Raw genomic sequence first — 25,146 nt, forward strand, 5'->3', positions numbered from 1 at the left:
ATTATGTCACTTTTCTTCCCATTTTTTGTCATATTTGTATCGTATATTTCCCCGCAATTATTATTATTTAACTATTTGTTTTTAAGGGAAATCATGCGTAATTCATATAAAAAAACATTAATCGCTTTAGCTGTTTTATCCACGCTAACAACGAATGTATTAGCTGAACAAGTAACTGATGAAAATGAGCTTATTGAAGAGGTTACTGTAGTCGCTAAAAAGCTCTCACATGCTAATCATGAAATAGACGTAAAAATGACTCAACAGCAATCTAATATTTCTAGTGTATTAGCGGTAATGGATAATTTACCTGGTATTAGCATAAATGAAGGGGATGCGTTTGGTGGCGATGACTGGTCAACGTCAATTACTATGCGCGGCTTTAGTATTGATGGTAACCAACAACAATTAGGGATGACTGTTGATGGTATTCCAAATGGTGGCTCTAACTACGGTGGCGGTGCAAAAGCTAATCGGTATCTTGATTCAGAAAACATGGAAACAATTGAAGTGTCGCAAGGGACTTCAGATATTTCGTCTGCGTCATTAGAGGCATTAGGCGGCACCTTTAATTTTGTTAGTGCCATGCCTGAATTTGAAAAAACAACCAAATTTGCACTAACAACGGGCGATCATGATGCGTCTAGATATTATGTTCGTCACGACACCGGTTTAATTTTTGATAATACCTATGCTTATGCTAGTTATTCTACAACCTCTACTAGCCGTTGGGTGGGAGAGGGTTCTAACGGTGGCATGACAAGAGAGCATGCAGAATTAAAATTTGTAACCGACTTAGGCAAACTAAACATAACAGGACGCTTGTCTTACGATGATGCCGATGAAGATAATTACAATTCAGTAAGTAAAGAGCAGTTTGAGCAAACGCCTGACTGGGACCAACTTACGTGGAATTGGACTGGTATACCTCACTTTGATCAAATGTTTGCAGAAGAATTTGGTCTACATTACGCGAAAATACCTTAGGTTATGTAAAATTTGAATACGATATTTCAGCTAATATGCATTTTCAAATAACCCCTTATATACATAAAAATGAAGGGAGAGGTGATTGGATTCCCCCTTACTTAGTAGCGGCTGTTGATGCGGAAGGAAACCCTACAAATGAAGGGGGATCTATTGCGGGATCATACGGTTTTACTGACCACCTGGGTAACCCATTAACACCCGCGGCAGATTGTACTGATAACTTGTCTTGGCCGTGGGATTCAGGCTCAGGTTTAGCACCTTCATGTTACGACCGAAATGCGGTGCCTGTTATGTCTTATCGTCATACTCATTATCAAAAAGATCGCTTAGGTTTAACGGCTAACTTTGAATGGTCAGTTGGCATAAATGACATTGCTTTTGGGTTATGGGCTGAAACTAATGATCGTGATGAATCTCGTGATTGGCATAAAGTGATAGATGCTCGTGTATATCATCACTTTGATGAAACACCGTATTGGACACAATACAGCAACAGCTTTCAAACCGATACGTTAAAACTGTATGTGCAAGACACCCTTGATTTTGGCGACTTTACAGTTAACCTTGGTGTTCAGCAGTATTTTGTTGATTTAGAAAAATATGACAACTTTGCAAAAGCTGTCACAGCTAAAGTAAATAGCGATTCAGATACCTTATTTAGTACAGGTGTTATATATCAAGTGAACGCTAATTTAGAACTATTTGCAGGTTACAGTGAAAACTTTTCAGCAATTAAAGACGGTGTTTTAGAGCGCGGTTCATCAACATTAGATGAAATAGAGCCTGAAACTGCTGAAAATATTGATGTTGGCTTTCGTTATAACAATGCAAATTTAGATTTATCAGCCACTTTTTATTCAATAACGTTTGATAACCGTATTACTTTTATTGCACCAGGTAGCGACACATCAGGTATTGACTACACAATAGGTACTAATGGAACTTACCTTAACGTAGGCGGTATTGAGTCAGAGGGTTTTGAATTAAGTGCAAGCTACCGATTCAATGAAAATTGGGATATTTACACATCATACACCAACAACGATTCAACCTATGTTGGTAATGCACCAGGCTTTGAAGCAGGCACTAAAGTGGTTGATTCAGTTGAAGACATGTTTGTTTTTTCAACTAACTACACCTTTGAAAAGTTCCGTCTTTGGTCTTTCAGCTAAGTATACAGGTGAACGAGGTGTGGCTGATTCATACACTGTATTAGACTTCAATCTTTGGGTATAACAGCATACTTGATAACAACATATTTAAATCATTTGATGTTGCTTTTGTTGTGAATAATCTTACCGATGAAAGTTACTTATCAACGGGAACAGGCAATGGTACATCTTTCTTTATCGGTGCTCCACGTACGGCGTCGATGACGGTAACGGTTAGTTTTTAATTATAAAAATTTAACTGAAAATTGTAATACCTAAATGATAACCAAGCGATATTTATTGCTTGGTTATTTCTATTTAAACTCATTATTTATTGGTTATTTAAATGTCTAAATACTTAATTATCGCAATACTCTGTTTTAGCGTTAGTATGGCTAGCAAAGCAGAAAACACCACAAAATCTGACCATGCAACAGCAGGGGTTGCTGAAAACTTAATTTTGATCACTATTGATGGTTTACGTTGGCAAGAACTGTTTAGCGGTGCTGACGAAAACTTACTTAACAATGATAAGTTTGTACGCCAAAACAGACACACAAAAGCACATTTTTGGGACAAAAATCCAGAAAAAAATCGTGCGTTGTTAATGCCTTTTTTTGGAACACAATTGCTGAAAAAGGCATTCTTATTGGTAATAGAAACATAGGTTCAACAATGTCTGTGTCGAATAAATGGCATTTTTCTTACCCTGGCTATAGTGAAATCTTTACGGGTATTGCTGACCCAAAACTCAATAGCAATAAAAAAGTACCCAATCCACATATGTCATTTATTGAATGGCTAAATAATCAAGCACCGTTTGAACATAAGTTAGCGGCTTTTGCTAGGCCGGGATGTGTTTCGGCTATTTTTAATGTGGAACGTAATAAAATGCATGTTAATGCCGGGTTTATGCCTGCACAGGGTTACCCATTGTCTAGCGAGATGACATTACTTAATTCACTGCAAAAAGAAATTCCTAGCCCTTGGCACAATGTAAGGTTAGACAGCTTTACTTATCGTTATGCTAAAGATTATTTATTGCAGCAAAAACCTAAAGTAATGGCTATTTCATTTGGAGAAACGGACGATTTTGCTCATGATGGACATTACGATAGTTATTTAAGCTCGGCACATCAAACCGATAAGTTTATTGAGGACTTATGGAACACGATTCAATCAACACCTGAATATAAAAACAAAACCGTATTATTGATTACTACCGATCATGGCCGTGGTAGCAATGCTGAAGATTGGCAACACCATGCGTCAGCAGATGCAGTTAAAGAATATATGAAAAATTTAAATACATTCCCTAATGGCATTGTCGGCTCAGAAAACATTTGGTTTGCGGCCATTGGCGCAGGTATAAAAGCCAAAGGGCAGGTTATTACTCAAGGTGAAGTTAAGCAAAAGCAAATAGCTGCTACGGCATTAACCTTACTTGGAAAAGATCCTAAAGATTTTAATCCTAACATAGGGTCTAAAATTAAGGAGATTTTCTAATGAAAAAATTAACCTTGGTTATGTTTTGTATTATCGGTTTCATGATTAGTGCTTTTTCAGTGCAAGCAAAAGTACAAAAAATACTCTTTGGCTCTTGTAGTCATCAAGATAAAAGTATGCCTATTTTGGATGCGATCAATGCTGAAAATGCTGATTTATTCATATTTTTGGGAGATAACATTTATGGCGATACTAAAAATATGGCAGATCTTGCTAATAAATATAAACGCTTAGGCAATATACCGGGCATTAAAACATTACGTGCCACTACTGAAACCATTGCTATTTGGGATGATCATGATTACGGTGAAAATGATCGGCGCTCAATATCCTGAAAAAGAAGCCTCACGCAAATTGATGTTAGATTTTTGGCAAGAGCCGAAAAACTCAATGCGTTATTCCCGTGATAGCGGTATTTATACTGCTTATATGTATGGGGAAGGTGAGCAGAAAGTTCATGTAATTTTACCTGACTTACGCCGAATAGAGACACACTAAACCATGTTTCTAAACAAGAGTATACCCTTGAACGTAAACCAAATAATATGGGGCCGTACTCACCAAGCACCGTAAAAAATGCCTCTATGCTTGGCGAAAAGCAATGGTTATGGTTAGAGGAAGAACTGAAAAAGCCTTCAGCCATTAAAATTATAGGCTCAAGCTTACAACTATTACCTGAATTTACTGGTTGGGAATCATGGGCTAATTTTCCAAAAGATCGAGAACGGTTGTTTGCTTTGATTAAAAAACACAAAGTTAATGGCGTTTTGATCATTAGTGGCGATACCCATTGGGGGGAAGTATCTAAAGTTTCACTTAAAGGGGGATATCCTTTGTGGGAGGTAACAAGCTCCGGATTAACGCAAGAATGGAAGTTTGTAAGCCCGAATAAGCACCGAGTTGGTACCTACACTAGTGATGTAAATTATGGCGAAATATTAATTGATTGGGACGTAAGCGATCCTAAAATTTCGTTGAAAATTAAGGATGTAAAAGGAGATATTTTTACTCAACATACTATTAAATTGTCAGATATTAGTGTGTATTAATTACGCTGAAACTTGACGTTATCATCTAAGGATCATTGCAAGTAGAGATAAATCCATTATATTAAATGTAAAACCAAGGCATAAAATATCTTGGTTATGTTAAAGTTATACCTGTTTCATTAATTAAGTTATCTATTTTATACGTAGAAATGATCACATAGTTATTGAGATTGGTATTAATTATGATTAATTATATAAACGAATTAAAAGGATTTTAAATTATGCGTAACATATTGATGTTAATATTAATGGTAAGTTGTGTTAGTTGTGTAGTATTACCTGAAACATCCAACACACAACAATACGAATGTGCATTATCTACAGATATGAAGGTTTTGAAACTCGTTAATTTAACTGATGGTGACACAAGTTTTTATGAATGGAATGATGAGATGTTAGCCGTTATCACCATTCCAACATCAGCTATCATTTCAGCCAGTTATGTATTAGTCAATAATATCTATCATATCGGTGAAAAAAATATAAAGTGTGGTTCAGCAAAAACTAAAGAACTAAAGAACTAAAGAACGACTAGTAGGTTGTCTGTTAGCGCAACCTACTAGCCTTGATATCATCAAGGTATAATATTATCAAGGTATAATATTACCAAGGTATAATATTACCGAGTTCATCATAGAAATTACCACTTTGTGAAATGGTTAAGTTTTCTATGGTGTTGGTGATGTCATTTACTGCTTGGCTAACACTTGTAGGCGCTTCATCACCGCCCATGGTGGTTTTTACCCGCCCAGGACTAATTGAACAAACAATAATTTCCCTATCAAGTAATTTGGCTGACAACCGTTTACTCAGCATATTAACGGCAACTTTGCTCATACTATAACTGTCAAAATTTTCTAATGGTCCTAGGTTTTGCTCAATCGACGCGAGCCCAGAAGTTAATTGAATAACTTTAGCGTTATTAGTTAGTAATGAAGAGAGTGCTTGCGTTAAGAGGGCAGGCGCTATGGTGTTAACTGTAAAACTGTTTAAAAAGGCTTGCTGCGTCCACTGACCAAAGTTTTCATGCTCTGCAACGCCGGCGTTATTAATTATTAGGTCGACAGATTGAGAAATTCCTTCTATTTTCTCCAATGAACTATTAATCGATGCTTCACTTAATAGATCAATGGCTAAATGATGAAAATTAGACTTTTGCTTCTCTGTTATTTTATTTGATACCTCTATCTCTGGTTTGATTCTAGATAGCGCAATTACTCGCCAGTTGGTTGACAAATAGTGTTTACAAAAACCTAAGCCAATACCTCTATTTGCACCTGAAATTACAACTGTTTTCATTTAATACTCTCTCATTAAGTCGTTATTGAATCACTGACATGATCCGTTTAAAGGGTGGATAGGTAGCTAAAAAACTGACTTTATTTGTTCTAAAGGCACGCCAAACAGCTGCCTTGTGAGTATGTTTAGTGATGTTTCATCTGCCTGAAAATGCATGGTTGTATGCCGATGTTGATACTTTTGCTTTGGTGTAAGTGCTAGTGCAATTGAACTCGTTTCTAATTCATAAAATGGTCCAAAGGGTTTACTTTGCTCATCGGGGGCACCATCGTTAAATACATTAATAATTTCACCGTTATAGGCATCTCCTTCGAAGCGCCAAATACCATTAACGTAGTCAGCATCTGTGTCACTTGTCATTGAAAAGGTTACTACAGTGAGGAGCTTTCTTTCTTCATCGTAACTACCAAAGATTGGCTTTGTGTGCTCAACAGGAATGCCTATTTTATTCATGTAGTTTGCATCAGCTTTGTAGTACACCATATGGTCTATTATTTTTGTATGACTTTCTTTTATATCACTAAAATAACGAGTTGCTTTTTTTAATGGTTCGCTATTTTTAGTTTCTATCGACTGGCGTAATGGAATGATAACGGTTGTTTTTTTACTCGGATAAAAGGCGCCTAAATCCCAAATTGAAAAAAGGCCGGTTTCTTTTGTCCAAGCTTGTGTACTGATATTTTCAACTGACGTTGTTGTGCTATAACCAACCCAGTTAATATCAGCAGGCAAGGGCATAGGAAGCTGTGTTTTGTCTAACAGTTGAATGGTTCTGTCTACTTTAAACTTAAAATTAAAGCCTTGATAGTTTTTCATCGCTAAAGCTTTTGTTAAGGTGACACTGTCATTAGCTTTAGAAATAACATCAAAAGGGGTCATGGAAACCGCGATTGGTACGTTTATATTTTCTGGGATTGTTTGCACCCCTGGTTCAAAAAATAAAGAATACTTACTTGCGTCGGGACCAAACCATAATCTATCAGCTCCTCCCATTGCTGCATTTCGATCGTGATGTGGCTTAGACAGGTATTCATAATTAAACCGGCCATAGCCATTATACTTATCTCCTTGGTCGGTACTACTCATTACTCGCCCTTGTAACTCAGCAAGCACAATCACTTTTTGTTTGTCGCGAGAAAGTATGATGGGAGAATAGTGTTTTTTTAGTAGTTGTACTTCATTTGCGAAAGAAAGCTGTGTTGATAAATCTTGCCCTTTTGCACAAAAGGTAAAAAAAGCACCAAATAAAAAGAGTAAATTGGTCTTTTTGTTAAAAGTCGCCGAAGCTTTGGCTATAGAGTGATTTATCATAAAAATTCCTGTTTATAGCTAACTAAACTATGTTCAGCTTAGTTAAAGCAGCTTTAGCATCATTCTGGCTGCTTTCTAAATGTTTTATCAGTGTTTTTAGTTACGTTGTTTTTACTGCGCTGTACTAGCTAACGATATTCGTTTTCTTTTTAACGAAATAAGTTTTTGTACATGGCCAATAGAAGCCAGTAATAAATAGCAGGCTTGCAAGTAACTTTTATTATTTAACTCTTCAAGTACGTCGCCACTGAGCTGCTTAAGGTTTTCCTCATTAATGGTGTAAATACCATCAAAACGCTGTTCTTCATGATCAATAAAATTAACCGTGAGCTGAATAGGTTCAATTAAATTATGTTCTGATAGCGTTTTAATAAATGATTCTGTGTGAATAATACCCGTAACTAAATTTGAGAGTATGTTGTTAATGTTTTGCATATAGGGTGTGATGTTACCTTCGTCATCGAAAATCAACTCGCCTTTGGTTTCTTGAACTCGTGTGCTTTTAGTGTTGATGGTAATCACGGTGTTTTCGGCCGATGGTTTTTCATCTTCATTAGTATTCATACCAACCATGAAAGGCTGTCGTCTGATGTGCAAGGGTAAATAACTTGCTAACCATTCATTGTTTTGTAAAAATAAGTTTTCGCCTACTTCAAATCCTAATAGCGCTTGTAAGCCGAATTGTCCTGTTTCATTATTCTTAATAAAACAGACAGGGTACTCAAGTACTAACTTGTCTAGTTCACTAATAATGACAGGAAGCAAATGAATATTTTCGCCAAACTCAGCGCCTCTTTCCGTGATAATACGCGTATTTTTATGCTTTTTTTTATCTAGTACTATAAAGTTACTCACATTTATTTCCTTTTTAAACTTTTTGTAAACCATATTGTTTTATTTTATTAATGAGTTCACGATTACTAATTAATGATGACGTTAATTCTTTACTATGTTGACTATTTTTTAAAAATTGTTGTTGTGCCTGTTTTATACTTTGTTCAGACATGCCTAAGTGATTCGGCGCTGTTTTAAATCCCATACCATATAAAATATATTGGTAACTAGCGGCGGGGAAAATTTCTAATGATTGTTCAAAGTCATTGTCACAAGGAAATTGATGTTTCCATAAGCTGAGTTGTTCTTGTAAGCGTTCAGAAATGGTATTTGGATTACGATTGTCTATCCAAAATTGGTTGTCAGTGCGTTTGCTTAATGCGTAATGAAGCTTTAAAAAATCAATAATTCGTTGCCAACGGTACGTGAAGGTTTTGTTATATCGTTTGGAAACTATATCCATGGTTACTCTATTTGCCGGCATTTGATTAGCAATCATTTGAGCTGAAATTTCAATTAACAGTAATGCTGAAGCTTCCAGTGGCTCTAAAAACCCGGCGGACAACCCGATAGCAACACAATTTTTTTCCCAAAAACGTGCTCTATGACCCGCCTTTAATTGCAATATTTCTAAAGGTTAGTTTTTCTGGTTCTGATACCATAGGTTTTAAGTAATTAAGTAGTTCTTGATGGGCTTGATCTTCAGTAATGTGATTACTTGAATAAACACTGCCTATACCACGTCTACTTGGTAAACCTATATCCCAAATCCGGACCTGCTGATTGGGCTGTTGATAGCGTGTGAGATTGAATAGGGCTATCTTCATGTTCATAGGGTACTTGAACTGCAATGGCCTGATCGATAAATAAAGTATCTTCACAAGAGATAAAAGGCACTTTAAAATGTTGTCCCAGTAATAAAGAATTAAACCCTGTACAGTCAATGAATAAATCACCCGAAATCAATCCATTTGATTTTGTTGCTACTGACCCTATATCACCGTTTTCAGTACTATTGATATGTGTTACGTCATCAATAATATGGTTAACGTCAAGCTTGGCTATACAATGGTTTTTAAGAAATTCAGAAAACAACTTAGCATCTAAATGATAGGCATAATTGGCTTGTGCAGCATACTCTGGCGTTGTTATTTGTTTTGGCGCTAATCCCAATTCGCAAATTGCTTGTTGTGGGCAAACTGCTTGCGCATAAGAATGGTTAGTTTTTGATGCTAGCCAATGAGGTGTTAGGTCTATTTCGTCATGACCTTGTGGTAGAACCGGCGGATGATAATAAAAGTCATCGTTTTTACCTGTAACCCATTTAGCAAACTTTGCACCTTGCTTGAAGGAAACATTGCATTGCTTTATAAAATCTGTTTCACTGATTCCCATGTTTTTTAAGGTATTGCGCATAGTCGGCCACGTGCCTTCACCTACGCCAATTGCAGGTACATTGGGTGATTCAACTAAGGTAATTGTATAACCAGAATTAACTTTTTGTTTCAACTTGGCTGCTAGTGTTCCTGCTGTGATCCGACCTGCTGTACCACCACCTACTATCACAATATTTTTTATTACAGTGGTCATAACCTAAGTCCTATTTACTTATATAACTGTGTTTGTCGCTTTATTTTTGATGAAAAAAGGGGATCTTACTTTGTAGGATCCCCTTTTTTCATAGTGTTTTAATGGCTAGCCACTAAAATTTAGCTCTAATACCTATGTTATAACGAGCACCATACTCTTCATAATCAACAATTTGATTAGTAAATCGACCATGTCTACGTGTACTTTCATCGGTAATATTTATGCCATCGATAAATACAGATACTGAATCGTTAATATCATAATTAGCTGATAAATCAATTTGAGAATAAGCTTCGGTAAATATTGGTTCAGAACCACCTTTTAACAAGAAGTCGTCACGCCAGTTGTAAGCAATACGAATAGAAAATTGATCTTTTTCATAAAATGCTACTAGGTTAGCTGAATCACTTAAACCAGTAACTGCAAAATCATTATCTAAACTATGAATGTCGTAATTATCTGAACTATCAACCGTAGTGTAGTTAGCAATAGCGCCAAAACCAGAGTCACCAAACATATGTTGAATGTTTAATTCCCAACCATCTACTGTGGTATCCCCTTGATTTATTGGTGTAGTAACTTCCCATGCTATGGCAGGGTCACCGGCTTGTGAAACACAATCAGGATTTGGGCTTGCAACGCTTCCTTCAGGGCAAGTACCACGAGGGTTTACGCTTGGGTCAGTTAATGGTCCATTAGGTCCTTCAATAACTCTATTCTCTTCACCTAAACCAATATAGTTATCAACATCTTTACTGTAATATCCTGCAGAAACATAGCTGCCTTCACCATAATACCATTCAAGCGAAAGATCTATATTGTCTGATTCGTAAGGTAGTAAGCTCGGGTTACCTTGTGATGCTCTGAATGGTCCACCTGAGAAGTGATTGTTAAGTGATGTTGCAGGAAACATCGCATCAATGCTACTGCGAGCGATTGTTGTACCATAAGAGAATCGAGCTACTAGGTCGTCACTTATTTCTAAACTCAAATTTAGGCTAGGTAAGGTATTAGTATAATTGCCTGATAATTCGCTTGAAACTTGATTTTCAGAGCGTATTTTTGACATTTCAAGTGGTGTTATCCAATTAAAGCCAGTAACAGGGATTTCAATAGAATATGACGATACATCGGTGTCTTCATATCGAACACCTAAATTCGCTTTGAATGCCATTCCTGAGATTTCAGTTGCTAAATCAACAGAAACATATATTGCTGTGGTATCTTCCTCGATACCATTAGTTGATATACCTTTAGGGTTTAGTAACCCCTGAGCTTCAACTAAATCAAGAAATTGTGCTGCACTATAGTCCGAACGTTGCGCAAAACCAATATCACCTTCTGAAAAACTTAAATCAAGGTTACTAGTATCTAAAGCGCCATTACCTAAACCAAAGTTAGCACCATAAATTTTTTGACTGTCTACTTTGTAAACTGTATTTGAAACACCAAAATTAATTGAATCTAAAATACTATCGCCGTCACTTTCCCAAGTACCAAAGCAAGCAAAACTTGTTGAATGTTATTTTCAATTTCGTAGCCACGCTCTTGGTATAAATCGCCTTCAATATTACTTTGATCAAAAGCACCACCAGGTACACCTGAGTCATCATATGATACTGAAGGGATATTGCCAGAAAAATCGGCTGCAATATGTACCGGAGCGGCTTCACCAAAAGGGTTTTTTAGGTTGGCAATACGTTCTCTTGGTAGGGCACCAGGGTTAGCATGAGATGTTGAATCGTGAGCATCTAATACGAATGCTAAAGAGTCTGTTGCTTGCCAGTCAATATTAATACCAATAGAGTCATTTTCAGTTTCATAAGCGTATTCCCATGCCCAAAAGTTTAACTCATCATTTTGTCTGGCAGGGTTTATAATAGTGCCGTTAGCATCTGCAGTACCTGTTTCTATGTTATCAAACCAAAAACTAGTTCGATTCATCTTACTTTTGATGTCTAAACGTGACATGGTATAATCGGTTGAAACGATAAGTGAGTCTGTAGGTGCCCATTGCAAAGCTAATTGTGCATTTTGACGTTCACGTTCAGTATTTTGACTATCTAAATCAACCGTGGGAACACCCCAAGTATTTAAATCTGGATTTTTAGAAGTATCAATAGCACTTTTATCAATATCTACTTGGCCAGGATAACCTCTATTCCAATTACCCGAAGTACCTATTCGATCGGTGTGGCTGTCTCTTTCTGCATGAGAAACTGAAAGTAAAACACCAAAAGTATCATCCATGAAAGTATTACTTATCATACCCGATATTTCAGGGGTTACAGAGCTGCCTGTATCAACACTGGTATCAACAACACCTTTCACACTCACGAGTGATTTAAAACCATCGTAATCAAAAGGTTTAGCTGATTGAATATTAATTGTGGCACCAATACCACCAGAATTAATATCTGCTCTTCCAGTTTTAAATACTTGCACCGCGGATACTGATTCTGAGCCAATTTCGTTAAAATTAAAACTACGTGAAATACCATCTGATTCTAATGCCGATGAGTTAGGCATTTGTCTACCATTTAACGTGACTAAGTTAAAGCTTGGGACCAAAGCCACGTACGGTAACTTGGTTACCTTCATTATTGGCACGGTCAATTGAAACCCCTGTAATACGTTGTAACGATTCAGCTAAGTTAGTATCTGGAAATTTACCTATATCTTCAGCCGATATTGCATCAACGATCCCTTTACCGTCACGTTTCATGGCTGCTGATTTATTTAACGAACTGAAAATACCTGTTACTTCAATTACTTCTATTGTTGTAGGTTCTTTTTCTTCAGCATGTATTGATGTGATAGAGCCGGCACTTGCAAGTAAAATTGCAGTAGAAATTGCTGTTCTCCTAAATTTTTGGGCTGTGGTATTCATGTTTCTTCCTCTTATTAGTTTTAAAATAATCGCATAAGGATGTTGTTTTTATTTATCACAGAGTTTTGTTTTTAAGTTATTTGTAGAAATAGTGTTTTTATATGTATTATTAATTGTTAACAAAATTCATGCAGTGTTTATATTGAACTAAATTCAATATTTGTCAACCGTTAATTGTTAACAAAGTGGTGTTTGTTATTATTAGATAATGTTTAATAATTGTATTAATGCAGAGAATTTATTCTATTGAGGATAGATATGCGTTAATTTAAATAAATTATATTAATTTATTGATTTAATAGCGTTATTTATATTAAATGATGGGGTGGTAGTGCTGAGGGCTATTCATGGTTGAATAATAATTTGGTTAATTGAATGGTAGTCTGGAGAATAACGGTGAGGATTGTATTGCTAGTTATTATATTATAAGTAAGGCGCAGTTATCTCCGTCTTACTTATATAAGTGTTTTTTGAGCTGAAAGCGTAAAATCAGCAGTATTTATTACTTAATATTTGACTTGATCGCTTTACTCGCCTTGCTTAGGTCTGAATCTCTTAACGCGTCAAGGATCAACTTATGCTCTGCAACACATTCAGTACTTGATGTAATTCGTTTATAGTTTAAACGCATTCTCATTACATAGGGGTACCAGAGGTTAACAAGTTCGTCACCACCTGCTTTATTGATCAAGTATTTGTGAAAAGCGATATCACTTTTAGTTACTTGAGTATAATCTTCTTTGTCTAAGGCTGTTTGTAACTCAGAAAGCAAAGTATCTAGCTCGGAAAATTCAGCGTCTGTCAGTTTATCTTTTAATTGTTCAATGGCATAAACTTCAATATCTCTACGAAGTTTAATCATTAATCTTTGAACTTTAGGCTCAAGTATACTATTAACTGAGGCGCCACAATTATTTTTAGAAATGAGCAAACCTTCTTTGCTAAGTTGCAAAATAACATCCCTAATCGGACCTCTTGATACGCCAAACCTATCAGCCATTTCTTTTTCATTTAACTTAGTATTGGGAGCTAAATCTCCTGAAATGATATCAGAGCGTATTTGATCAGCAATTTGATCCTTTACCGACAATATTTTATTTGGCTTGCGTGCATTCATGGTTATACCTTATGTTCATTTATACGTGTTATTTTATAGTCTAAATATAAGATTACAATCGTTTTATGATTGATTGTTTACAAAAAACATAATTATTTTAAAGTAAATCGACACCTATAATTATTGCCATATCATTGTGTGTGTTATCGTCGTGTTTACTTGTGGTCAATAAATAGTCAAAAAATAGTCAAAAAATAGTCAATAAATGATGAGTATACGGTCGATAATGGTCAAGAGAAGAATAGTGTTTAACTTAGTCTGACTTAAACAACTATTCTTTTTTGAATTAAAAAATTCACTATTGATTAAATCGTCGTTCGTACATTGTTGAATGTAACGCTTTAGCTGCTTTAACCATTGGCGCATATGGTGTGTCAGTTACGGTAATAAAACCAACATTATAATTTTCACCATCATAGGCTCTACCTGTAATGGGTGAATCTATATATTGAAACCAATGAGCGCCAATAAAATAAGGATTATCAATTACTGAGTTCATGTATTCTTGATACATTTTAGCACGATCTTCTTGATCACTCGCCATGATTAATCCGGGATGATATAAACCTGAATCGGTTGAGCCTATATGAAATTCGCCAATGATACTTGGTTTGTCTAATTCACTCAAAAATTGCCATTTACTGTCTGATAGACCTTCTTTATATGAATTGTAACTGACAACATCAACATATTTAGCCGATGCTTTAACAACTTCATCTGACATACCCCAATCAGGTAAACGAGCACCCATATATAAATGGTTTGGCATGTGCTTGTTTAAAGCATCATCAACAATCTTAAAATATTTTTCAACGTAGCTAGACAATAATGTTGAGTAATCAGCAATTTGTTCTGAATTATTAATTGACGAATCTATGCCTTTATTAAAGTCGTCCCAACTAGCAATATTTTTCTTCCATACCTGGTTTAATGATTCTATATCAGAGTACTTTTCTTTCATTAATTTAGTAAAATTAGCTTTTGTTGGTACGTTATTACCATCGCGTTGTAGCGTATTAACTACGATGCCATAAGTACTTTCAATACTGTCTGGTCGACCAAAACTCTTTTCATTATCAATAAATACTCCAACACACCAAGGATTATTTTTAACTTGTTCGGCAACCGTTTTAACAGTGAAGTCGGCACGTTCTTCAAATTTTGGATCAAACACATCAGGCATGGCGCCCCAAAAGTCATTACCACTTGAAACAGTTTTGAAATCACCAATAATCCAACCATTAGCAAAGTATGGCACTTTGTTGTTGTCATAAAAACTTGGATCATTCCAATTACCTAGCGAAGTAAAGCCCCAATCTATCATGCGATTAAGTGTAACTTTACGCCAAGTACTCATAAAATCTTGATTGTCATTACCATATTTTCTTTCTAAATTGGCTGAATAGAAGCTGTAAGTTTCGCCGTGTTTCATAGGACCTGAATGGGCACTGTTACGATAACCAAAGTGTTTCCCTAACGGTTCATCATAAGAAGGTAACCATTCAAATAAACCTTGTCTTGTTTTTGAAACTAATTTTCTTGTTTTACTTATAGTGTCATCCACTCTGTTTAATCCTTGAGAATCTTCAGGGATAACATTCTCGGCTGAACGTTTAGCGATAAGCGCTTGATTAAAATCATAGCCTGTCATGGTAGATGAGTTTGATAATCTGATAACATCAAGACCTGTTGCAAAATATAAATAACCTGCGGGATCAACTAACGACCATTTGCCATTAACTTTTTCAGTTCTAAAATAGCCTGTAGCTTTTAATTTTGGCCCGTTTTTCCAACCACCATAGATAGTACGATTACTAGGTAATTGGCCGGTTAAATGTTTAGCCTCTTCATTTTTTTGATTTTGTAAGTCTTGGTCGTTATGAATTTTATCAACAAAATCAACTGTTGCATTTTGACCATATTTATCAACTATGTTAGTTAAATAATTATGATTGAACTCAGGGTTTTTTCTTAACCTTAAGTTGCTTATAGTGACTGTTTTATCAAAAAGATTATGCTGAACGCTTAACGCAATTTTTTGAATACCTTTAAGGTTTAAGTTTTTCTTGCCCCATAACGAGATGAATTGAGTTTCATTCGACTCCCAAGTTGCAGGGTTTCCCCTTAAACCGGATTTAAAATTTAGTTCCACTGATTCATCGCCTTCAGGCGTACCTAGATCATGACCACCATTTTTGCATAATAAGTGTTAGCTGCTCCAATAGGTATGTTGACGCTTCGAGTGTAATTCCCTCCGTCTATATCTGTAATATCTAAGTAAAGCTGTACGCTATGTTTACCACTATTACTAATATCAAAAGCAAGATTGAAATCTTGATAATGACTCCAATCCCAGGGGGTTTTTGGTGTGAATACAATTGCGCTGTGGGTATGTTTTTTTGAATCAAAGTAGACAGTTAATGCTTGATCATTCATCATTTTATTTGATGAAGCATTGACAAGTTTTACTTGATTTAGCGCATCTTTACTATTGAAATTAATTAATGTTTCAATCTCATTCGAAACACTTTGTTGTTCTTTATTGCTAACGTGTTGCTCAGCTTGACAAGCAATCAAGGTTGTTGCTGCTAAACTAGAAAAAAGAAGCAAGGTTTTTGTATTCATTAATAACCCCTTATTGTTTTATTTAACAACTAGTATACATGGTTTTTGTCTAAAGTAAATTGTTAACAATTCATCTGTTTTCTTTATTTTAGCTCTGTTTTTCAGGTTGATTTTGCAGTTAGCTTATTTGATTTAGCTTATTTTAAAGTGATTAAATACGCAAGTCTTCGTAAATGGTTAATTGTGTATTGTTAACAAAAAAATATTGACAAGTGGTGCGAGCTAGGAATACAGTGAAGGTATAATTAATAACGTCAAGTTATATTTGACTATTTTTTATAGCGTGAAATCTAAAACAAATAATAGATACATAAAAGTATAAAAGCGTGAATTCAAGATACCTAGGGGATCTAAAATGAAAAGTTTGAATAAAAAATTCAAATTAAGTCCTGTATGCATAGCCTTGCTTGCATCAACAAGCCTTAATATAGCTGCTCAAGAAGTTACTGATAAAAGTAGCAATGCAAATGATAATGAAGAACAAATTGAAGTCATTGAAGTTACTGGTTTAAAAGGTAGCTTTAGAAAAAATATCAACGATAAACGGTTCTCAGAAAATATTTCTGATACGATCAATGCCGAAGATATCGGTAAAAGTACCGATCAAAACATCGCTGACGCGTTAGGTAGGGTTACCGGTGTTACTGTTGTCAGTTCAGATGGTGAAGGTACACAAATTACAGTTCGTGGTGCTGATGCTAACCAAAATAGCATCACACTTAATGGTCAAACATTGACATCCACCGATTTTTCCCAAGCCGTTGATTTAAGTTCTTTCTCGGCAGATATCCTATCTAAATTAGAGGTGATAAAAACTTCTAGTGCAGATCAGGATGAAGGTTCATTAGGTGCGTCAGTTAATTTGGTTTCCGTTCGACCTTTAGATCAAATGGAAAGTGTGCATTCAGTAACATTACAAGGTCGTTATAACGACTTTTCAGACAAAACAAACCATAAGTTTCAACTCGCTCTTTCTGAAAAATTTTTAGATGATACTTTTGGGGTTGCTTTCACGGCATATGACGAAACAAATGCCTATCGTAAAGATCAATACAATGCTCAAAATTTTAAGGCATCACAAGAGTATGCGCAGGCAGTCGATCAAAATGGTAATGTAATTTCTAATGTAAAAGTCATCGAGCCTGAGGTGGTGAGTTACGAGCTTCACCAAAATGAAAGTAACCGTTATGGTGGTTCACTAGGACTTCAGTATTTATTAGGTGATGTGACAGAATTTATGTTTGATGCCACCTACAGTAAACAAGAGTTAGTTAGAACTCAGGATTCTGTTCAAGCAAAAAGCTTTGCAAATAACCCTAACTGGGTTGAAGGTCAATTAGTGACTAGTTTTGTTAGACCGCCTAATCCATATAGCGACCCTATTGATTGGCTCCAAGTAGATACTGACACCTATGATATGACTAAACGTATTAACCGTTTCGGTAACGGTAATATGCGTCGTTCAGATGGTGGCCAAGATAACGAAAACTTTAGTGCAACGCTAAATTTCAAAACAGAACTTACAGATTCATTCCGTGTAGAGGCACAAGTAGGCCACTCTTCGAGTAAATCAGAAAGCTTGCCAAATGCTAATACAACGATGGAAAATTATGTCCAAGTGCCCGGTTTTGCATTATGGGATGCAGGGGCCAATGTTGAGCCAGTAGGTGTTGACTGTACTAGCGGTATGTGTGGGATGGTTTACGGTAACTCTTTGGTTGATTTAGGTGATAACTTATATGCGTATGTTGACGAAGGTGGCGTTAACCGATTAGGTAATTATGACAATGTTGCTTCTACTGGTTTTAACCCTCAAGACATTTCGTCTTTTTTCTTAGGTTCTATTAATGAAATCGAACGTAACGTTGAAGATACCATTACCAATGCACAAGTAGATTTTGAATGGGATATCTATGAATATGGTATTACTTCGATAGAATTTGGTGCCAAAACTTCTACACGTAATAAAGTCGTTGACGATCAGAACTACAGCTTCCAGTCATTGCAAGCAACTGAAATAATCACTGACCCTGATACCGGCGAAACTATCGTTGAACTTGGCGGCTCTTTAGCTGACATTCGTGGTGACTTAATCGCCGGTGATCCAATTGAGTATGATGATTTTATGGCGTCACTTGGTTACGGTCGTGAAGGCGCAACTGTTGGTTGGACGCCTATTGATGTAAAATTGGCAAAAGAAATGGTGTTAGGTGACGGTGATGTGATACGTAATGTTGATAACACAGCCACTCGTGAAACTGATTTAGATACTAAAGCGTTTTATTTTAAAACTAATTTCGAATTTTTAGATGGCAAACTAACCGGTGACATAGGTGTACGTTATGTTGAAACCGAAGTAGAAGCACGTGGTTATTCTGGCGTTAGTTATTACGAACAGGATGGATCAGACTTAGAGCGTGAAGGTGATCGTATCACCTTAAGCCAATTAGCAGATAGAACATTGCCAGAATGTCCGGCAATTAATGCCGGAGCTGATGGTATTATTCAAGACTATGATCTGAAATATCAACGTGTAGATGGTTTAGGTTGGGATACGAGTGCAGGTGCAGATCCATCAACGTGGACAAGAATTGCTGATTCAGGTCCATGCCATGATGCAAGATTTGCAGACTACGCAGATGCATTAGGTAGTTTCCGCGCAGGTGAAGGTGCACAACCAACGTTAGGTGACTATGATTTGTTATGGAAAAGCATGTGGCGATATGCTGATGTAAGTACCGACCGCACATATGGTTGGGATAATTTACCTGAGTGGAACGGTTCGTCTGATGGCACTAACACCAATTACTCATGGGGGAGCTTCACTAATAATCAAGTGGCGGCAATACCGGCATTTAAAACACACAAGTATGAAAATATACTGCCTAGTTTAAATCTAAACTATGCATTTTCTGATGAGTTTGTTGGTCGTTTTGCTGTGTCTAAGACCATGACTCGTCCAGAAATAGATTTATTACGTCCTGGTTATAAAGTAACCGAACAAGGTTACTGGGCAAATGGTAACACGAATAGTGGTCGTGTTGATATGTATAACACTCAATTAGAGCCTCTAGAATCAAACAATTTAGACCTGTCAGCAGAGTGGTATTTCAGTGATACGGGATTGTTAAGTATTGCTTACTACAGAAAAGATATGTCTAATTTTACTGATCGTGAAACTACATTATCTTTAGTTAACAGTGTCAGAGATCCTGCTGATGCTCCGGTAAGTGGTGATGATCTAATTATGACAGACAGTGCTAATGTTGACGACTGTCATCCGATACGAGCCACTACCGAATTCGCCTACCAAGCAGGTGATCCTACTACCTTTAGCGATGACCCAAGTGATCGTTGTGCAAACATGACAGTGACTAAAACGGTTAATGCTAAAGATGCTAAAATTGAAGGCTTGGAAATTGGGTATATGGATACCTATGACTTTATACCTGAGACTTTTGGTTTACCTGAATGGACAGGTGGTTTCGGTGTATCAGCAAACTATACTTATCAACAAAGTGAATATGAGTCTGAATATTCATCGATTAATCCTAATCTTCTGCTACCTTCATACCCAGTAGCTGATACACCAGAGCATAGCTACAACTTTACTGGTTTTTGGGAACATGAGGGTCACCAGATTCGTTTGAGCTTTAGAGGAACGTCTGACTCACTCGTAGGTAAAGATTGGGCAAATGGTCAGTATGGTCGCAGTTGGAACCAAGGTTCTATCTGGAACGAGGGACGAAATACGTTAGATATTTCGGCTTCCTACAAAGTGAATGAAGATATTTCAGTGACATTCCAAGCAATCAATTTAACCGATGAACCTTATCGCACTTACTTCACAAGTAGAACTTTAGAGGTAGTAAAAGTTGCTGCTGATAATGACGCGGGTTATGACTTTGCCGCGTTAGAAGAAGGGAATCCACTTGATGGTGATGCTCCAACACATCGTACTTACACTAAGTACAAAGTGGGTGCTACTTACCGTTTAGGTGTGCGCGTTAATTTCTAAAAATTTAAAGGTTAGGGGTAGCTAAAGCTGTCCCTAATCAAAATATAGGTGTTAAATTATGAAAACCTTTAAAAGTTCAAAAATGTTATTAGCAAGTTCAGTGATACTTGCACTATCTGGTTGTGGTTCAGACGATTACACCCCAGAAGCTAAGGCGAATAAAGCTGCCCCTACACATGGTGGTGACATAAGTATTGCATTTCATGAAAAAGAGGCAATTAAATTTGTTAACTTATTAGGCACACTTTCCGGTGCTTCTTCTGGTGAAGGTGTTGCAACTGATACTGATGGTAATTATCTGTCTGTTACTGATGTAACTTTTCAAACCTCTGGCTCTAGGGCTGATGAAATTGCCGCGTTAGGGGCAGAATTGAATGGTAACCAAATTGCCATTCGTCCATCGGCAATAGCGCCATATTTGGATAATGATCAAAGCCACACTATTGTCGTTAATTACAATATTTCTGATGGCCAAAATAAGACGCCTAGAGCGGCAACGTTTACTTTTACAGGTGAAGATACAGCACCTGTTGCTACAGGAGATTTAGTGGGTAATTTCACTAAGGATCTTGGAACGGGTTTATTAAACTTATTTACCAATGTGTTTGATGAAGATCTTGAGCCTCTAGCAGTAGACGAGAATTCGATTATTGCAGATGGCGCTAACCCCTTTGATTTGGGATTAACCATTGTAGATAACCTTCTGAACATAGATATTGCATCAGTGTCAGAACAAATTCCGGATGGTAATAAAGTCACGTTTAATTACACTTATAAAATTAAAGATCATAATCATGAAATTGAACGCAATATGGTCATTAATATTCTTGGTGTTAAAGATGTACCTGGTGCACCATTAATTCCTGACTACTTTTTAAGTAGTGAAATTAATGAAACTGATACCGTGCAGATATATGACCTTGCGCAAGATGTTGTGGATCGTGAAGGTGATAACGTTATTGTGCATGATATTACCTTAGATGGCTCAACTGATTTACCTTATGGCGTAGAAATTGAAAATAACACGCTGTCTCTAGACCCTCACGCTTATTTTAACCAAGTTAATCATGGTGAATTTAAAGAGTTATTGTTTTCTTTCAAAGTTTCTGATGATCAAGGCAATACTTCAGATGGCGAGAGAACTCTTACCGTGAAGTTAAATGGTGAGCAAACCAATATGATTGCTGCATCGGGTTTTAAAGCGGGCTTTGAAGATGAAGCGCAAGTTGGTCCTTTAGATCAAAATGCTAATTCAGGTGGTTTTGTTTGGGGTTGGGTGGTTGGGCTTGTCCTGAAAAAGCTTTTCAAGCCGAATCAGCAAGAACGGGTAATTACGGTATGAGAATGGTTGGTTCATTCTGTCATTTCGAAATTCATAATGTTATCCCTGAAATTGAAGATAATCAAAAATATGCAATGTCTTATTGGCTAAGAAATGAAGAATCAAATGGTGTTGCAGGTAATCCTTACGTACCGCTATTTGCTAATGTTGGTGAAACAGGATTAGATAATAAGTTTTGGGTAGGAACTCGCTATTTTGATCAAGGTTTGGCTAAATGGATGGAGCATGTACAAATGATCAATACCAATGAGTCAGGTAATTGGGATGGATATGAAAACTTATCGATGAACTTTGGTTTACTTAAATACGATGACTCCTACGCCGGTGGCTCACATGATATTGATGACTTAAATCTTGTTAAGTTTGGTCATTTTGATACTGCAGTTCATGATATGTTAGTTGCTGACGCAGGTTTGTTTGAAAATGCTGAAACGATAGTAAACACAGGTGGTGTTGTTGAAATTCGTGATGATGCAGGTGACCACAAGCTTTATGTTAATACATCAGGTGAAGCATCGGGTGTAACCATAAGCATACCAGTTAAAGCCGGTGCTATTAGAGTGGGTGAACGGTATGCACTGTCGTTAGATGCACAACTGATTAACCATGATACACTTTATGCTGTAGATGCAGCGACAAAAGTTAACTTTAATGTTGCGCTATCAAATGGTACAGACTCTATTGCAGGCAATGGCGAAGGTACTACTGTGGGACCAAATGATTCAGCGATTGATATTATTATCACTGAAGAGCATGGTCGCAGTGCAGCAATTGATTGGTCAACTGAGATGATGACATTGAATATCACATTCACTGAGGCTAACGCAGAATATTACATCAATAATGTAAGATTGATTGCTATCCCATAAAATCAGTATGTTAAGCGACTGATTAATTAAAATGGGGCCTAGGCCCCATTTTGTTTTCTGTAATTTAAGGTATTCAAGATTATGAAAAACGTAATTAAATCCATTGTTATTGTTGGTGGTGGTACCGCAGGTTGGTTAACGGCGGGTATTGTTGCTGCTAGACATCAATCTCGTATTAGTAATGGCGAATTAACCATTACTTTAATTGAATCAAAAAATATTTCTACGGTTGGTGTGGGTGAAGGCACTTGGCCTACTATGCCAACAACGCTGCGTAGTATGGGAATATCAGAAACAGATTTTATTCGCGAATGTGATGCTTCATTTAAACAAGGAACAAAATTTGTTAATTGGGACAGTGAAACCACAACAAATCATTACTACCATCCTTTCGATGTACCCAAGGGGGCGTTAGAAGGAGATATAGCCACTTATTGGTTAAGTCATGAGTCTGACAAATCATTAGCCGAGTTATTTACTAGCCAAGCTGCGTTATGTGACGGTGAGTTTGCGCCTAAAACTATTTCTGCTCCTGAATATGCAGGTTTCGCAAATTATGGTTATCACTTAGATGCAATTAAGTTTGCTGCTTTTTTGCATAAACACTGCGTAAATAAACTAGGGGTTCAGCATATCGTAGCGGATATTGAAGAAGTACAACTTTCTCCATCTGGTGACATTAATATATTACAAACAATTGATGGTAATGCCATTACGGCAGACTTTTTTATTGATTGCAGTGGCTTTAGTTCTATTTTACTTGGCAAAGCTTTAGGTGTTGGATTCAAGAAAATTGATGACACGTTATTTGCTGATACAGCACTAGCTGTTCAAGTTCCGTATGCAAGTGGTAACGATACTATTGCTTCATATACGAAATCTACAGCACAGTCTGCAGGTTGGATTTGGGATATTGGTTTACCATCTCGTCGTGGTGTGGGTTATGCCTATTCAAGTAAATATCAATCACGTGAAGGTGCCGAACAGGAATTGATGGCTTACATCAAAAGTAGTGGTGCTCATAGCGAAGGCTTGAAATTTAAAGAAATTAGCTTTCAAGCAGGGCATAGAGAAAAATTTTTTCACAAAAACTGTGTCGCTATAGGTTTGTCGGCAGGGTTTTTAGAGCCTTTAGAAGCCGCTGCACTTGTTATGATTGAACTATCGGCAACGATGATTGCTGAACAATTACCTAAAACAAAAGACACTTTAACTATTATTGAAGGCCGTTTTAATGAAACGTTTCATTATCGATGGGAAAGGGTAATTGAGTTTTTAAAACTTCATTATATTGTTAGTAACAGAAGTACCCCCTTTTGGTTAGACAACAGAAAAAAAGCAAGTATTCCAACGCGTTTACAAGAGCAAATGGCGCTTTGGCAATACAATGTACCGACACAGTTTGATTTCAATAGGATCGGGGAGGTTTTTCAAGCAGCTAGTTATCAATTTGTACTTTATGGAAGCCAGTTTAGAACAGAGTCATTATTCTCTATTGAGCCCGCCATTGAAAAATTTTCAGCAGAGCAAATAACACAAAACAAATTGCGTACAGAAAAATTACTCACATCATTACCCTCTAATCGTGAGTTAATAGCACAAATTCATACTTACGGTATGAAGAAGATATGATCGATTAACCAAGCTAATTGAACAAGTTATAATAAATAGAACCAAGCAGAACTAATTTTTGGAGAATGTATGACCGCACAAACTGTTGAAATGTTAGATTCAATCAAACACAAGCACCTATGCGTAAATTCAGCTAACTATAATTGTGCTCAAAACCATATCAATGTGGCAGCTGTTATGGTTAGTGAATTAAGCACACTTGTACATGAATACCCAATTTTTATCACCAAAAACAGCTCAACGGGTGAATTTCAATTAAGTGCTGTATTGGGCTTTTCGATGGGTGAAAACCTTTACTTAAAAGGGGATTCCTGGCAAGCAAAATACTTACCATTAGATATTTTAAGAAGACCCTTTCAATTGGTAAAGCCAGAGCCAAATTCAAAAGCACAGGGGCATTTAGCGATTGATACAGCAAGCCCACAAATACAAGAAAAATTAGGTGAACGTCTTTTTGAAGCGAGTGGTAATCCAACCCCTTATTTACAGCGTATTCAGAAAACATTCTCTCAATTAATGCAAGGGGTTGAACAAACGAAAGCGTTATTAAAAACAGCTGATGAGCAGGGGTTAATTGAACCTGTGACTATTAATATTGAACTAAATGATGAAGAAAAAACCAGTTTAAAAGGCTTATATGCGATAAATCAAAAAGCAGTAACCGCCCTAAAAGGTAAAGCGTTAGAGGTTTGTCATCAAAGCGGTGTATTGCAGGTGTGTCATTTATTACTTTCGTCAGGACTTCATCTTGAAAAGTTGATAAAATGGAAAAATGCTCAAATAAGCATTGAATAGTTAAACTAAGAGCTAAGTTAAAATTAGTGCCAGAAATTTTATTACGTTCTTTAATGCATTCAATAGAACCTTTTTAAACGTTGTTTAAAAGAGAACGTTATGTCTAAACCAAATAATACGCTTAACAC

14 protein-coding genes and 4 pseudogenes are annotated in these 25,146 nt (G+C 36.5%); 10 read left to right on the plus strand and 8 right to left on the minus strand.

Annotated elements, in window-relative coordinates; all coding sequences use genetic code 11:
- Window positions 1–93 precede the first annotated feature (93 nt).
- The 5 genes and pseudogenes from L3081_RS11590 (at window position 94) to L3081_RS11610 (ending at window position 5,220) form a co-directional block, all read left to right on the plus strand.
- A pseudogene (locus L3081_RS11590) lies at window positions 94–2,386 on the plus strand (TonB-dependent receptor domain-containing protein).
- A 101-nt stretch (window positions 2,387–2,487) separates the two neighbouring features.
- Window positions 2,488–2,808 (plus strand): hypothetical protein, encoded by a 321-nt coding sequence (locus L3081_RS11595; protein ID WP_242286275.1) that lies wholly within the window; start codon window positions 2,488–2,490, stop codon window positions 2,806–2,808.
- 8 nt (window positions 2,809–2,816) lie between these two features.
- Entirely contained in the window at window positions 2,817–3,647 is an 831-nt protein-coding gene (locus L3081_RS11600) for a sulfatase-like hydrolase/transferase (RefSeq protein ID WP_242286276.1), read from the plus strand.
- 20 nt (window positions 3,648–3,667) lie between these two features.
- Window positions 3,668–4,696: pseudogene (locus tag L3081_RS11605) on the plus strand (alkaline phosphatase D family protein).
- 221 nt (window positions 4,697–4,917) lie between these two features.
- Window positions 4,918–5,220, plus strand: coding sequence for a hypothetical protein (locus L3081_RS11610; protein WP_242286278.1), 303 nt, complete (start codon window positions 4,918–4,920; stop codon window positions 5,218–5,220).
- A gap of 79 nt (window positions 5,221–5,299) precedes the next feature.
- Here the strand turns inward: L3081_RS11610 and L3081_RS11615 are convergent, their stop codons facing one another.
- From L3081_RS11615 to L3081_RS28250, 8 genes and pseudogenes are all read right to left on the minus strand, one after another.
- Window positions 5,300–5,995, minus strand: a complete 696-nt coding sequence (locus L3081_RS11615) for an SDR family NAD(P)-dependent oxidoreductase (RefSeq protein WP_242286279.1) — start codon at window positions 5,993–5,995, stop codon at window positions 5,300–5,302.
- Window positions 5,996–6,061: 66 nt separating this feature from the next.
- Complete coding sequence (locus tag L3081_RS11620; RefSeq protein WP_242286281.1) at window positions 6,062–7,306, minus strand: DUF6786 family protein; 1,245 nt, start codon at window positions 7,304–7,306, stop codon at window positions 6,062–6,064.
- Between the two features lie 111 nt (window positions 7,307–7,417).
- Window positions 7,418–8,161 (minus strand): SapC family protein, encoded by a 744-nt coding sequence (locus L3081_RS11625; RefSeq protein ID WP_242286282.1) that lies wholly within the window; start codon window positions 8,159–8,161, stop codon window positions 7,418–7,420.
- Between the two features lie 13 nt (window positions 8,162–8,174).
- Window positions 8,175–9,730 (minus strand): annotated as a pseudogene (locus tag L3081_RS11630) (tryptophan halogenase family protein).
- Window positions 9,731–9,842: 112 nt separating this feature from the next.
- Window positions 9,843–12,620: pseudogene (locus L3081_RS11635) on the minus strand (TonB-dependent receptor).
- A 502-nt stretch (window positions 12,621–13,122) separates the two neighbouring features.
- Window positions 13,123–13,737: a GntR family transcriptional regulator gene (locus L3081_RS11640; protein WP_242286284.1), complete on the minus strand. Its 615-nt coding sequence runs from the start codon at window positions 13,735–13,737 to the stop codon at window positions 13,123–13,125.
- Between the two features lie 298 nt (window positions 13,738–14,035).
- The gene (locus L3081_RS11645) at window positions 14,036–15,889 is read right to left on the minus strand and encodes a beta-galactosidase (protein ID WP_338027309.1); all 1,854 of its coding nucleotides are present in this window, start codon (window positions 15,887–15,889) and stop codon (window positions 14,036–14,038) included.
- Between the two features lie 23 nt (window positions 15,890–15,912).
- Window positions 15,913–16,362 (minus strand): hypothetical protein, encoded by a 450-nt coding sequence (locus tag L3081_RS28250; RefSeq protein ID WP_338027310.1) that lies wholly within the window; start codon window positions 16,360–16,362, stop codon window positions 15,913–15,915.
- Window positions 16,363–16,717: 355 nt separating this feature from the next.
- Between L3081_RS28250 and L3081_RS11650 the strand changes: the two genes are divergently transcribed.
- The 5 genes from L3081_RS11650 to L3081_RS11670 all read left to right on the plus strand — a co-directional run bounded on the left by L3081_RS11650 (window position 16,718) and on the right by L3081_RS11670 (window position 25,018).
- Window positions 16,718–20,380: a TonB-dependent receptor gene (locus L3081_RS11650; protein WP_242286286.1), complete on the plus strand. Its 3,663-nt coding sequence runs from the start codon at window positions 16,718–16,720 to the stop codon at window positions 20,378–20,380.
- Between the two features lie 58 nt (window positions 20,381–20,438).
- A complete protein-coding gene (locus L3081_RS11655) occupies window positions 20,439–21,722 on the plus strand; it encodes a hypothetical protein (protein WP_242286287.1) in 1,284 nt (427 codons plus the stop codon).
- A complete protein-coding gene (locus L3081_RS11660; RefSeq protein WP_242286289.1) occupies window positions 21,647–22,591 on the plus strand; it encodes a hypothetical protein in 945 nt (314 codons plus the stop codon). Before L3081_RS11655 ends, L3081_RS11660 begins: the two co-directional genes overlap by 76 nt.
- An 81-nt stretch (window positions 22,592–22,672) precedes the next feature.
- A complete protein-coding gene (locus L3081_RS11665) occupies window positions 22,673–24,223 on the plus strand; it encodes a tryptophan halogenase family protein (RefSeq protein ID WP_242286291.1) in 1,551 nt (516 codons plus the stop codon).
- A 69-nt stretch (window positions 24,224–24,292) separates the two neighbouring features.
- Window positions 24,293–25,018, plus strand: a complete 726-nt coding sequence (locus L3081_RS11670; RefSeq protein ID WP_242286293.1) for a SapC family protein — start codon at window positions 24,293–24,295, stop codon at window positions 25,016–25,018.
- The last annotated feature ends 128 nt before the right edge of the window (window positions 25,019–25,146 follow it).

Source organism: Colwellia maritima, assembly GCF_022669015.1.
GTDB lineage: Bacteria > Pseudomonadota > Gammaproteobacteria > Enterobacterales > Alteromonadaceae > Colwellia > Colwellia maritima.